Below are 12,817 nucleotides of genomic sequence, written 5' to 3'. Positions count from 1 at the left end.
AAAACCCTGATCTCTATTCGAAATCAGGGTTTTCGTATCTTCTAATGACTGTGTTTATTCAGCGATTACACTAATAGTGATTTCGTGATGAACAGCTTTGTGAAGGTCGATTACAGCAGAATGCTCTCCAAGTTCTTTGATACTTCCCAGACTGATTTTCTTTCTGTCAATATCAAATCCCTTCTCCTTCAATGCATCAGCTACCTGTAGGGCAGTGACCGCACCGAAAATCTTCCCGCTTTCTCCAGCTTTGGTTTTGATCTCCAATTTCAGATCTCCAAGTTTGCTGGCGATTTCTTCAGCGTCATTTTTTATCTTCTCAGCTTTGTGAGCTGCTTGTCTAACATTCTCAGCGATCATCTTCTTGTTGCTTTCGCTAGCGATGATTGCAAAACCCTGAGGGATCAGATAGTTTCTTCCGTATCCTGGCTTTACGCTCACGATATCGTTTTTGTATCCTACTCCTTTTACGTCGTCTTTCAATATTATCTCCATCTCACTATTACTTTAAAGAGTCTGTAACATATGGCAAGAAAGCAAGGTGTCTTGCTCTTTTCACGGCCTGAGAAACCTTTCTTTGGTATTTCAGACTTGTTCCGGTAATTCTTCTTGGAAGAAGTTTACCCTGCTCATTTACAAAAGCTAGCAAGAAATCAGGATTCTTGTAGTCGATGTATTTGATGCCACTTTTCTTGAATCGGCAGTATTTGTCTTTTTTCTGCTCTCTGTTGATCGGTTCGTTCTGTAGTGTCATGATGCTACTTCCTCTTTTTTCTTGTTGAATTCTCCTTTTCTTCTTCGCGTATTGTAAGTCACAGCGTGCTTATCAAGAGCGGTGGTAAGGAATCGCATGATCTTCTCGTCCCTTCTATACTCTGTCTCCAACTTGTTGATTACGGATGTTTCTGCCTTAAATTCAAAAAGGTGATAGAAGCCTGTGCTCTTGTGGTTGATAGGATAGGCAAGTTTTTTCAAACCCCAATTCTCATCATTTACAATTTCTGCACCGCTATCTTTCAAAACACCTCTGAATTTTTCGACAGCATCCTTCATCTGAGCTTCAGACAAAACGGGAGTTAAAATGAATACTGTCTCGTAATCTCGTTTCATAATAATGTTAAATAGATAACTAAAATTTTTCGAAGTGCAAAAGTAGGGAAAGAAATACTAATGCGCAATGAATAGGGGTGAATTGTCACCGGAGGAGCGCCTTTCTATTTCACCAAAAAGCTCCCCTTACCCATCAGGTAATCATCTGTGTAGACTTCCACTTGATAACTGCCCGTGGCGTATTCGCTTCCTTTTTTATAAAAAACAGTCACCAACTGGCTGTTTTTATCATAGAGAATCTCTTGTTTGGCAGAGTAGAACAGCTCCCGGCCCTCAAATATAAAAGACCCTGAGCCTCTCGTTACATCAAAAAGCACATTGCCATCTGGAGCTATGATTCTCACCAACAGGTCTTTACCTTCTATAGGAGCCACTTTGTTATCAGCTACAGTAAAGGTGATTTTTAACTGGTCCACCTGTCGGCTTCTGAACTCGCCTTCACGCTCTTTCCCTCCATCACTTACCGCAAACACTTTGAGGCCTTCCACTTTGAGCCTTGAAGCAAAGGCCACTTTATCGGCCAATTCTTCTTTGGCCTTGTTGATTTCCTGAATGGATTCGTTCAGCTGTTGCTTTTCTGTTTTCAGCTCCACGTTCTCGGTGAGCAGTTCTTCGTTGAGCTTCTTTAATTCTTCTATTTCCACATCCTTGGCCAATAATAGCTCCTGGTAGCCATCCACCCGATCTTTGAGTGAGGCCATGAGGTCTTTTTGTCTGCTCTGGTTAGTCAGGAGTTGCTTCTTTTCTGTTTCCAGCTGTTGCTTGATTTTCAATAGTGTGTCTATTTCCCCTCCAAGCTGGGAGATGGTCAGGATTTTGCTATCCAGTTGGCTGGAGATGCTGTCCAGTTGCAGCAGCGTTTTGTTGAGCTCCAGGGCCTGGGCCTCTTTCTCTTTTTCGAGGGTATCATTGGTGTAGTATAAAAATATCAGGACCCCTAGCAAGGCCACAATCAACCCGATGAATAGGGCGGTTCTGTCTTTTGGTTTCGGATTGCTCTGTGGGGTGCTGTTTTCGTTTTGTACTTCCATCGCTGTTTTTTGATTTGCACGCAAAAATAGACGAATAGGGCCGAAAATAATAATCTCTTGAAGTCCTTAAAACTTCAATACAAAGTGCTGCTTTTTGATGGGATGGTGTGGGAATATGATTCCGGCCTGGAAGATGTCAATCGTCAGAGGATATGCCGGATTTTTGACGATGGCGCTCCAGCTGTTTTTCATGTCCTGAGACCAATAGATGTCATGAACAATGATGCACTGAGTGTCAGGTGAATGTTTCCTGATGGCATCGAGGTAGAATGCGATGGTGTCTGATCGGTGGTCTGCGTCCAGGAAAATCAAAGCTGGCTGTGATGCACTCAGGGTTGACACAAAAGTGTCTCTGACATCACCAATGACCTGATGAATATGGGAGAGGCCCAGCTTTTCGAAATGCCTTTTGGCGATTTTGGCAATTTGGGGAGAGCCTTCCAGTGTCCATACACTACTGGCCACTGATTGAGCCATATACAGGGTGTTCAACCCTATGGATGTACCGGCCTCCAATACGGTATGATACTTTTGATGGTTGATCAGCTTGAAGAGGAAATAAGAAAAGGAGTGGCTGGAGGCTACTCTCCGTGATAGTTTTTTCACGGTGGATCGATGATTTCCTCCTGTTTTTGGATCCTGAAAATCAACGGTGAGGTCAGATCTGGTGATTTTTTGACGGAGCTTCCGGAGTGCTGATTCTTGTACTTTTGCTCTTTTTCGTATGACTTCATTGTACAGCTCAAAGACAAAAGGGGAGTGCAGATCATGGGCATTAAGTGCTACAGATCTGTATTTCAGATATTCTTTGAAAGTAAAAAATGGGGAAGCCAAGTGGTCAGTTCAATTTGAATGGAACGACCATTTCAAATTCAGGAATATTCACTTTGAATCGTTTGCCATCCACCAGGCGCTCCATGGTATAATGCCCATACATTTTCCCAAAACCAGATTTTAGGTTACAACCGGAAACGTATTGGTGCATTTGGCCAGGCTCCAGAATGGGTTGTTTTCCCACTACTCCTTCACCTTCTACTTCTCTTTTGGGGAAGGTAAGATCTATGATGTCCCAGTGCCTGGAGAGCAGTTGAATGGTTTTATCACTTAGATTTTCTATCGTGATCTGATAGGTGAATACATAATGACGCTGTACGGGATTGGAGTATTCCTGCTGATATTCGGTATCAACCGTTACCTTTATTCCTTTTGTGGTATCAGTAGTCATTGCTTTGTTTTCGGAGAGAAATTTATAAGATTTCTCTTTTAATTTACTATCAATCAAAAGAAAGTTTTCAGATAGACATATGAATGTAAAAATAGGACCTTCATGGAAGTCATTATTAGAAGGAGAATTTGACAAGGGTTATTTCAAGGAACTTACCGGGTTTGTAAAAGAAGAGTATCAAAAACATACCATTTATCCACCTGGAGGGCAGATCTTTAATGCCTTTGATCTTTGTCCTGTGGAAGATACTCGGGTAGTGATAATAGGGCAGGATCCTTATCATGGTCCCGGCCAGGCCAACGGACTTTGTTTCTCGGTGCGAGAGGGGATGCCTATGCCTCCATCACTGGTCAATATTTTCAAAGAGCTGAAAGGAGATCTCGGAAACGAAATCCCCTCACATGGAAGCCTGGAACGATGGGCTCAGCAGGGCATTCTGTTATTGAACGCTACTCTGACTGTCAGGGCTCACCAGCCGGGATCTCATCAAAACAAAGGCTGGGAGGAGTTTACAGACGCTGTGATCCGTTTACTCTCAGAAAAAAAAGACGGCTTGGTCTTTATTTTGTGGGGGGCATATGCGCAGCGGAAAGGCAAAATCATAGATTCTCAGAAGCATTTTGTGATCAAATCCCCACACCCTTCACCGTTTTCCGCTCATCGGGGATTTTTCGGTAGTAAACCGTTCTCAAAAGCGAATAATTATTTGCTTAAAAATGGAAAGGAATCTATAAATTGGTGATATGAGTTACTACGATCATCTCGAGGGGCGTCGGGAAAGAAAAAACACACTACCGGGATGCATGATGCTCGTGGGATTTATCGTTGGAATGATTATGCTGATCAGGTTGATAGCGTACTTGCTAACTCCCGTTCCCATCCAATAACTGAGCTACGACTGGATGTACTCCACATCCTGATCGTCATCAGGGACGGTTTCTGAATCGAAGTTGGGCTTCTTTACATACACCAATGAGGTAAGTTTATCTGTTTTGCTGGTGTAGCCTGTAATGATCTGAAACTCGTCTCCCTCTCCTGATAAAAATAAAGGAATCATCCCTGTTGCGAACTTACTTCTGAAACCCTCATACTCAGACTGACTTTCGAAAGATATTTCAGAGAATGGATTTTTCACTCTGATCAACTGTACGAGTGTGACAAAGTCCACCCGCGCATTGAATAGCACATTTTTGGGCAGCGGGAGGTTGGTGTTGTCCGCTTCTTCCTTACTTGCGAGCCTGAAAACATTGGTCTCACCCAGTTCCTTTTCAAACCAGGTGCAAGCCAGGTCATTAAGTCCGGAGTTAGAAGTCATGGCCACCAGTTTACCTATTTTCGATAGGTCAATTTCATCAAAGATTTGATCAGAGAGAATATTGGATTGCAGGGTTTTCAGTCCCGCTTTTTTGGCTTCCTTGATACTCGGAGCAGAGGTGTCTACCAGTAGTACATAGGTGCCATGGTCTTTAATGACCTGAGCAATTTTACGTGCCAATTCATTAGCACCCACAATCAAAATACCCTTGGGTTCTGCACGCTTTACACCAAGCAGGGAAGCCACGTATTTGGCAGAAGAACCCTGCAGCACCACGGTTCCCACAATAATAAGAAATACCAGGGGCAGGAGTAGTTCTGCTTCTTTTGGGTCAATGTGGGTGTCACCTTTGATCAGATCGAGAGAAAAGAGAGATGCTACGGCCGCTGCCACGATCCCCTTGGGGCCGATCCATGAGATGAAGACGATCTCTCTCCAGTTGAGGTGAGAACCTATAGTGCTTAGTAAAACACCGATAGGTCTTACAATCAGTATGATGATCAAGAAGAGGATCAGGCTTTCCCAACCTAATTTTTCTATCTGAATGATGTCTATTCTGGAAGAGAGCAGGATGAAAAGGACTGAAATAAGGATTACGCTGATGTCTTCTTTGAAGGAAAGTATTTTTTTAAGCTCTTCGAGTTTCACATTGGCCAGAGCAATTCCCATGACAGTGGCGGCCATCAGACCCGCTTCAGCGTGAATCATCTCCGATATGGCAAAGGTGAAAATGACCAGTGCCAATGTGAATACATTTTGGAGGTAGCCGGGCAATGCATTGTTTTTGATAAGCGAATAGAGGAAGAACGCTCCAAGTCCACCAGATACAATCCCCGCTGATATGGTGATGAAGAAATCCTGGAAGACTTCCATAGGATAGTCAACACCATGCTTTGAGGAGAGAATGAATTCATACATTAATACCGCGATCAATGCACCTAGCGGATCGATCAGAATGCCTTCCCATTTGAGTACAGTGTTTACGTTGGTATTGGGGCGTACATTTCTGAGAATAGGAATTACCACGGTGGGGCCCGATACGATAATGAGTGCCCCGAATAGAAAGGACATTTGCCAGCTTAGACCCATGATAAAATGAGCAGATACGCCGCCTCCAATGAAGGTGATCAATGCTCCTATAATGAGCAGGTTTCTGACGGTGCCAGCCAGACTCCTGATTTCTTTGAGGTTAAGTGTAAGTCCGCCCTCGAACAGGATCACCCCAACTGCGATAGAAACGAATGAGAAAAGCAGATCACCACTGAAGATGGCATCCCCGTCTATCAGCTTGCTGCCATCCGCTGTAAACAGAGTAGCTATTGGCCCAATGGCTAAACCAATTAATATTAACGGTAGAATAGCCGGCTGCTTGATTTTCCAGGCCAACCACTGAGCAAAAATACCGAGCACAAAAATACTAGCTAGTTCGAGCATATCATTTGTTTAGGGTACTCTCCACAAGACCTTGAGAAGAGGTCCTAAGATAACACAAGAGCCAAACCTACGCAGTATCTTTTGTTAATTAAAACACCTCAGCGCATTATTATTCTATCACATTGAACAGTCTGTTCCATCTGATCTTGCTCAGGAATGACCCTTTTTCATCCATGGACATCCAAATGAACGAAGCTTCACCCACTACATTGTCTTCAGGTACAAAGCCCCAATAACGGGAGTCTTCTGAGTTGTGACGGTTGTCACCCATCATGAAGTAATAATCTTTGGTAAAGGTATATTCTGACACCTCCTGGCCTCCAATGATGAGTTTGTCTACCTCAATTACAACGTCCTCCAGATCTTCGTAGTCCTCGATGGTAGATCCATATTTGGCCAGAGTGTATTCATCTACCTGTATGGTAAACCCTCGCCCGGGTATTGTCAGTGGCCCAAAATTGTCTGCATTCCATGGAAAATATGTGGAGTTTGGAAAAATTCTCGGCTCTGCATTTTCCTTATTCATAAACATGGGTTCTGCAGATTTTACAAAATCCAGCTGTACAAGCTGCTCAGCTTCAGACTTTGTGGTAAGCACCACATACCCTTTTTTGCCTTCCGGAGTTACGGCAGGGCCATATTCCCAAATATTGTAGTTGCTGAATACCCGGTCTCTGATCACCTGATCTGTTTCTACAAAGTATTTGTGTTGCATCATTTCAGGATCCGTTCCTTTCTCCCCGTTGATGTATACCTGGCCTGTTTTAACCTCTATTTCGTCACCAGGAATGGCCACGCAACGCTTGATATAGTGTGTTTTCAAGTCAAGAGGATGAAAATCACCATCCGGACGTCTGTTGTAAGTGTCATTGACAGGATAGTTGAATACCACCACGTCATTACGCTCTACTTTCCCTAAAGAGGGGAGTCTGAACTGAGGGAGTTCAATCGCTTCTATGTAGGATGGAATTTCTGTACCCCAAATTTTGGCGTGTGTGAGAGGTACCTGAAGGGGTGTTTTCGGTGTTCTTGGTCCGTAGTTGATCTTACTTACGAAAAGAAAATCTCCCACCAAAAGGGATCGTTCCATAGATGGAGTGGGGATCACATAGGCTTCCATGAAAATCCATCGGATAAAAGTGGCCGCAAAAACCGCAAATACGATTGCTTCAAACCATTCCTGACCGACAGTGCGCACCCTCTTGGGCATTTCGGTGGCCTTGCCCTCATAGCTGGCACTGCTAAATGCAATGTAAACCATGTAAATAGGCGCGAAGATCACGCCAAGGGATTGGTCTTTGTATGAGTACCTGCCAAAGGACTTGAGTAGGTCCAGGTGAATAGTGAGTGCAATAAAGAAATTAACTACAGGTACAAAAAGCAGGAACAGCCACCATACAGGCCTTCCGATGATTTGCAGATGCACATAGTAGTTGTAAAAAGGCACAAAACCAATCCAGGAGGGTTGCCCGGCTTTTTCAAAAAACTTGTAATAAGCAATTGATTGAAGTAAGTACCATCCGATAACGAGGATCAGAGTGAATGACAGGCTAAAGTCGTTGAGATACATTTATGATTGATTGTTTAAAAACTCTCTAATTGATAAGATTCCGGTCTGGTTAGTTGCCCACTCAGCTACTTTTATTACACCTTCGGCAAAAACTTTACGATCATGTGCTACGTGAGTGATTTCGATCGTTTCCAGAGGTGATCGATAGGTGACCGTATGAGTGCCTGGTACGTTGGCTTCTCTTTTGGAGATGATGCCTAGGGTATGATGATCTTCAGAAGACTCGTTAACCCATTTTTTTACGGAAGGGTCGTTTTTTTGGATGCCTTCTGCCAGGGTAATTGCTGTTCCACTGGGAGCATCTTTTTTCTCTGTGTGATGTATTTCCACCATTTCCGGCACAAAATCTTCGAGTTGGCTCATTTTCTTAGCCAGCCATTCGTTGAGCTCGAAGAATAAATTCACGCCCACACTATAATTGGAAGCATACAGGAACGTACCGTTGGTCCTAGTGCAAAGAGCTTTCACTTCATCGTAGCGATCCAGCCAGCCTGTGGTACCGGCCATTGTTTTTACCTTGTTGGAAAGGAGGGTGGTGATGTTGTCAAAAGCTGAGGAAGGCTGAGAGAACTCGATGGCTATGTCCGTATTGTCAGGTGATATCTTTTGGATGTCCGAGTGGTTGTCCTGATCTATGATGTAGCTGATTTGGTGACCTCTTGTTCTGGCAATTTGTTCAATGGACTTGCCCATTTTACCATATCCTATCAGTGCGATGCGCATTATTTTATACTTAGTGAGATTGAAAAGCCTAAAGCTTGCGAAAATAATGGAGTTGATTGAATAGATGGGGATACTTTCAGAGAAAGGTTGTCATTCACATCGAATTCGTTCAAATGGGCAGATACGTGGGCGTCTACTACGTTGAGCAGATAAAAAGCCGCACCAATCAGGATAAGCAGGTCCCTGTTTCGCCTAAAAGCGTCCCTGTTTCTGGTGAGAGCGGTTTCCTGAAACCTGTCTTTATATGGGTTTTCAGTGAAAGGATCTGAATCCACTTCAGCAATGAGTGAATTGCGCATCTCATTGTAAATCACATTGTTGTAATTGATGTAATGGCCGATGATCAACCCGCCACCATAGATCAGGGGAATTTTCCAGTATTGATTGTTGTAAGCCTGCCCCAGTCCGGGCAATACTGCCGATAAAAGGGCCGCTTTATTGGGGTCGAGTTCAGAAACGGTTTTGATAGTTTCTATCTGACTGAGGTCAGAGTTCAAAAAGAGAGAGTCGGCCCGGTTGCGTTGTGCATTGCTGCTGAATGCTACCAATAGCAATGCCATTGGTAGCCAGTATTTCAAAGGGTTCTTACACATTGAGCAATTCGAGAATCCTGTCCAGCTCTTCTGCTGAAATAAATGGAATCTTGATTTCTCCTTTGTTATTGCTATCTGCTTTGACCTGAATCTTTGTTCCAAAGTGTGTCGTTAATTTGTCCTGCAATTTAGCGATCTCAGGATTAATTTGCTCCTTGGGTTTTGGTGTTTCTTTCTTCTCGGTATTCAGGTCTCTTACCAGCTCCTCCACTTTTCTGACAGAAAGCCCTTCGTTCACAGCTTTCTTGAAGATAGCCAACTGCTGCTCCACATTCTCTATATTGACAATGGCTCTGGCATGACCCATAGAGATTTTTCCATCCCTCAAAGCAATCTGGATGTCTGGCGGTAGTTTGAGTAATCTCAGGTAGTTATTGACCGTGGTTCGGTTTTTACCTACCCTGTCACCAAGCTCCTCCTGCTTCAGATCGCATTCGGAGAGTAAACGCTGATAACTCAGTGCTATTTCAATGGCATTGAGGTTTTCACGCTGAATATTTTCGATCAGAGCCATTTCCAGCATCTGCTGGTCATCTGCTGTCCGGATATAGGCCGGAATGGCTGTGAGTCCTGCACGTTTACTGGCCTGAAGTCTACGCTCTCCCGAGATCAGCTGAAACTCATTCTCGCTGAGTGCACGAACAGTGATGGGTTGAATAATGCCTTGCACACGTATCGACTCGGCAAGTTCTTCCAGCGCTTCTTCGTTGAAATCTGTACGGGGCTGAAATGGGTTGACTTCTATCTGATCAACAGGTATTTCACTGATTGCTCCTCTGATGGTGGCACCGGATCCGCTGATGTTTTCCTTTTCTTCGGAATCTTCCAGCAACGCACCTAAACCTCTACCTAGTCCGGTTTTCTTTTTCCACTTTTTATCTGTCATGTTCCTGTTATGCCGTTACTTCGTTTCGCTGCATGATTTCCCTAGCCAGGTTCAGGTATGCCAAAGAACCCTTACTTTCTGCATCATGTGAAATGGCAGGTACTCCAAAGCTGGGAGATTCACTCAATTTGATGTTTCTTGGGATCAAGGTCTCAAATGCCATACTCTTGAAGTGTGTTCTCACTTCCTCTACTACCTGATTGGACAGGTTCAGTCGCAGATCATACATGGTGAGCAGAATGCCTTCTATTTCCAATTCAGGATTGAGCCTGTTTTGAATGATCTTGATGGTGTTGAGAAGCTTTCCGAGCCCTTCGAGCGCAAAATACTCACACTGAACGGGTACTATCACTGAATCTGCAGCAGTCAGGGCATTGACTGTAATGAGACCAAGAGAGGGAGAGCAGTCTATGATCACATAGTCATACTTCTCTTTTACTTTGCTCAAAGCTTCTTTCATTTTGCCCTCTCGCTGAGAAACACTGACCATTTCTACTTCAGCACCAACCAAATCGATATGGGAGGGGAGCAGATCAAGGAATTTGATATCGGTAGACACAATGCTCTTTTCAGCATCGGCACCATCTACCATACACTCATATATACTTATTTCTACTTCCTTTGGGTTCTTACCCACACCAGAGGTAGCATTTGCCTGAGGATCAGCATCTACTATTAAGGTTTTTAACTCGAGGGCGGCCAAACTGGCAGCCAGGTTAATGGCTGTGGTTGTTTTACCTACTCCTCCTTTTTGATTTGCTATCGCAATAATTTTACCCATAGTTCAATTGGAAACTTTTACACGCTTTCTTAAAAGAGAAAGCGCACAAATATATTTAACATAAAGACAAGTTAAAGATAGCGCCCAGAAAGAAAAAGTCTTTATAATCGGGTGTTAAGCTTTAGTAGGTTAGTAATCAATTAATTAACATTTCAATTGTGTATAAATGGTTGATTACTTTTTTGGAGGAAACCAGATTGTGGATAAGCTCACAAAAATACTGTCAATGGAAAAAAGGGAGTCACTTAACCATGAGGTTAAGTGACTCCCTTGCCTGAAAGCGTTACCGTATCGGCTTATTTCTTGCCTGGTTTTTTCTTTTGATCTTTAGCTCTCATAGCTTCTTCCAGCTTTTGCTGAAAGGATGATTTCTTCTTATTCACGTTCTTTTTCCTGTTCTCATCCAGTACTTTCTTGATCTTGTCCTCATCGATAAACTTCCTGAAAAGTGCTATCTGTCCAAAGGAGACAATGTTGGAAACGAAATAGTAGAAAGTAAGACCAGATGAGTAGCTGTTCAGGAAGAACAGGAACATGATCGGCATGATGTACTGCAGTGACTTCATCGGACCCTGTACTGTGGTCATTTGACTGTTTGACCAGGTGTAAAGGATGGTAGAGGCGGTCATGAGAAGTGTGAATAAACTCACGTGATCACCATAGAATGGGATATCAAAAGGCAAGTCCCAAATGCTGTCGTACGTAGAAAGGTCTGTCGCCCACAGGAAGCTTTCCTGCCTCAGCTCTATCGAGTTAGGGAAGAAATAGAACATGGCAAAAAGGATTGGCATTTGCAGCAGCATAGGAATACAGCCACTCAATGGATTAATCCCCACTTTTTGATAGAGTGCCATTTGCTCTTGTTGTGCTTTCTGGGCATCATCGCCATGCTTGGCTTTGAGTTCGTCCAGCTCTGGCTTCATTACCCGCATTTTGGCCATCCCCATATGCGACTTGTAGGTCAGCGGGGCCAAAACAATTCTCAGGATGATCACCATGATGATAATGATCACTCCGTAATTAGAAATGTACTGCTCCAGGAAATGAAAGATCGGGATGATCGCAAATTTGTTAATCCATGAAAGGACGCTCCATCCAAGTTCTACGTTCTCTGAAAAGTCAGGAGCTACATCCTTCAGAATGGCGTAGTTGTTAGGTCCGTAGTAAAACTTAAAGGTGGAGTTGTTGTCAATGAAGTCTGCATAGGGCAGGGTCATAGACATGGCCATGTTTTTTACGGAGGTAGTATCCTCAAAATTTGTGTAACTGCTTACCTGACCATTGGTGAATGGAGTAGCTGAAATGATGGCGCTGGTAAAGAACTTTTGTCGGAAAGACACCCAGCTGGTAGCCAGATCAAGCGTTTCTTCTTCTTTTTCTGTAGACGTGGCCGAGAGTTCGTCTACATCTCCATCCGTGAAGCGATATTTTACGGTAGTTCTGTTTCTGGCGTCTTTGAAGTCTTTTTCAAGGCGATTGGCACGCTGGTTCCATGCGAAGGTTACCTGCTGCCCGATGATTGGCTCCAACCCATTTTGAACAACCGTCATACCTATCTCATAGCCATCACCAGGGATGGTGTATTTGTAAGTGACAGATTGTCCTTCGGGTAGGGTAAGTCGGTATTCCAACACAGTGGTGTCTCCGGCTTTGGTCACGTTACTTCTGCCTCTTCCGGTAAAGTACAATTCAGACAGGTCAACTTTTCTGGATAAATGATCTACATAAATGTGCTGAGCGGCATGCGCATCATCTACCAGCACCAATGGAGCTCCCCTGAAGTCTTTGAAGTCTTTAAGAATGACCTTGTTGACCACCCCACCTTTTGAAGAAAAAGAGACAATCATTTTCTCATTTTCAATGGTGGTGATTTTTTCCTCTCCATCAGCGGCTGATGAAAAGAGACCAAATTTCATTTCACTCAGACGGGTTCTGGCACTGTCTGAAAGCACGGTGGCGCTGGGCTGACCGATTGCTGACTGTTGTGGGTCATCTATGATTTGTGAGGAATCACTCCTGTTGAGTTGGGAGATTTGCTCGGGGTTTGGCTCAGGTGCGAAAAATTGAAAATAGATGGTGATAAACACCAACATCAGAATCAGACCTGTTAATTGATTTCTGTCCATAAATTTATTTGACTACTCGTAGT

Annotated in this window: 14 protein-coding genes; 1 reads left to right on the top strand and 13 read right to left on the bottom strand. The window is 43.7% G+C overall.

Annotated features, from left to right (window positions below; translation table 11 throughout):
• Positions 1-54 precede the first annotated feature (54 nt).
• From rplI to apaG, 6 genes are all read right to left on the bottom strand, one after another.
• Positions 55-495 (bottom strand): 50S ribosomal protein L9, encoded by a 441-nt coding sequence (gene rplI, locus ACHKAR_RS03295; protein ID WP_395416147.1) that lies wholly within the window; start codon positions 493-495, stop codon positions 55-57.
• Positions 496-502: 7 nt separating this feature from the next.
• Entirely contained in the window at positions 503-754 is a 252-nt protein-coding gene (gene rpsR, locus ACHKAR_RS03290) for a 30S ribosomal protein S18 (RefSeq protein ID WP_159580230.1), read from the bottom strand.
• Positions 751-1,110, bottom strand: coding sequence for a 30S ribosomal protein S6 (gene rpsF, locus ACHKAR_RS03285; protein ID WP_370519053.1), 360 nt, complete (start codon positions 1,108-1,110; stop codon positions 751-753). Before rpsF ends, rpsR begins: the two co-directional genes overlap by 4 nt.
• 104 nt (positions 1,111-1,214) lie before the next feature.
• The gene (locus tag ACHKAR_RS03280; protein ID WP_159580229.1) at positions 1,215-2,141 is read right to left on the bottom strand and encodes a coiled-coil domain-containing protein; all 927 of its coding nucleotides are present in this window, start codon (positions 2,139-2,141) and stop codon (positions 1,215-1,217) included.
• 66 nt (positions 2,142-2,207) lie between these two features.
• Positions 2,208-2,975: an O-methyltransferase gene (locus ACHKAR_RS03275; RefSeq protein WP_395416146.1), complete on the bottom strand. Its 768-nt coding sequence runs from the start codon at positions 2,973-2,975 to the stop codon at positions 2,208-2,210.
• A gap of 4 nt (positions 2,976-2,979) precedes the next feature.
• The gene (gene apaG, locus ACHKAR_RS03270) at positions 2,980-3,366 is read right to left on the bottom strand and encodes a Co2+/Mg2+ efflux protein ApaG (protein ID WP_159580227.1); all 387 of its coding nucleotides are present in this window, start codon (positions 3,364-3,366) and stop codon (positions 2,980-2,982) included.
• A 79-nt stretch (positions 3,367-3,445) separates the two neighbouring features.
• Between apaG and ACHKAR_RS03265 the strand changes: the two genes are divergently transcribed.
• Positions 3,446-4,108, top strand: a complete 663-nt coding sequence (locus ACHKAR_RS03265; RefSeq protein WP_395416145.1) for a uracil-DNA glycosylase — start codon at positions 3,446-3,448, stop codon at positions 4,106-4,108.
• A 150-nt stretch (positions 4,109-4,258) separates the two neighbouring features.
• On the opposite strand, the gene ACHKAR_RS03260 is transcribed toward ACHKAR_RS03265, so the two are convergent.
• From ACHKAR_RS03260 to yidC, 7 genes are all read right to left on the bottom strand, one after another.
• Positions 4,259-6,115 carry a cation:proton antiporter gene (locus tag ACHKAR_RS03260; RefSeq protein WP_159580225.1) on the bottom strand — a complete coding sequence of 619 codons (1,857 nt, stop codon included), beginning with the start codon at positions 6,113-6,115 and terminating at the stop codon, positions 4,259-4,261.
• A 109-nt stretch (positions 6,116-6,224) separates the two neighbouring features.
• Complete coding sequence (lepB, locus tag ACHKAR_RS03255; RefSeq protein ID WP_395416144.1) at positions 6,225-7,685, bottom strand: signal peptidase I; 1,461 nt, start codon at positions 7,683-7,685, stop codon at positions 6,225-6,227.
• Positions 7,686-8,408, bottom strand: coding sequence for a 4-hydroxy-tetrahydrodipicolinate reductase (gene dapB, locus ACHKAR_RS03250; RefSeq protein WP_395416143.1), 723 nt, complete (start codon positions 8,406-8,408; stop codon positions 7,686-7,688).
• Positions 8,408-8,968: a DUF5683 domain-containing protein gene (locus ACHKAR_RS03245; protein WP_395416142.1), complete on the bottom strand. Its 561-nt coding sequence runs from the start codon at positions 8,966-8,968 to the stop codon at positions 8,408-8,410. The genes dapB and ACHKAR_RS03245 overlap by 1 nt, the downstream gene beginning before the upstream one ends.
• A gap of 25 nt (positions 8,969-8,993) precedes the next feature.
• Positions 8,994-9,887, bottom strand: a complete 894-nt coding sequence (locus ACHKAR_RS03240; protein WP_159580222.1) for a ParB/RepB/Spo0J family partition protein — start codon at positions 9,885-9,887, stop codon at positions 8,994-8,996.
• Between the two features lie 7 nt (positions 9,888-9,894).
• Entirely contained in the window at positions 9,895-10,668 is a 774-nt protein-coding gene (locus tag ACHKAR_RS03235; protein ID WP_159580221.1) for a ParA family protein, read from the bottom strand.
• A 296-nt stretch (positions 10,669-10,964) separates the two neighbouring features.
• Positions 10,965-12,794 carry a membrane protein insertase YidC gene (yidC, locus tag ACHKAR_RS03230; RefSeq protein ID WP_395416141.1) on the bottom strand — a complete coding sequence of 610 codons (1,830 nt, stop codon included), beginning with the start codon at positions 12,792-12,794 and terminating at the stop codon, positions 10,965-10,967.
• Positions 12,795-12,817: the final 23 nt, after the last annotated feature.

The sequence above is a fragment of the Marinoscillum luteum genome (assembly GCF_044005705.1).
Classification (GTDB): Bacteria; Bacteroidota; Bacteroidia; order Cytophagales; family Cyclobacteriaceae; genus Marinoscillum; species Marinoscillum luteum.
Note: the sequence above shows the minus strand (reverse complement) of the source record. Positions and strands in the feature narration are given on the sequence as shown.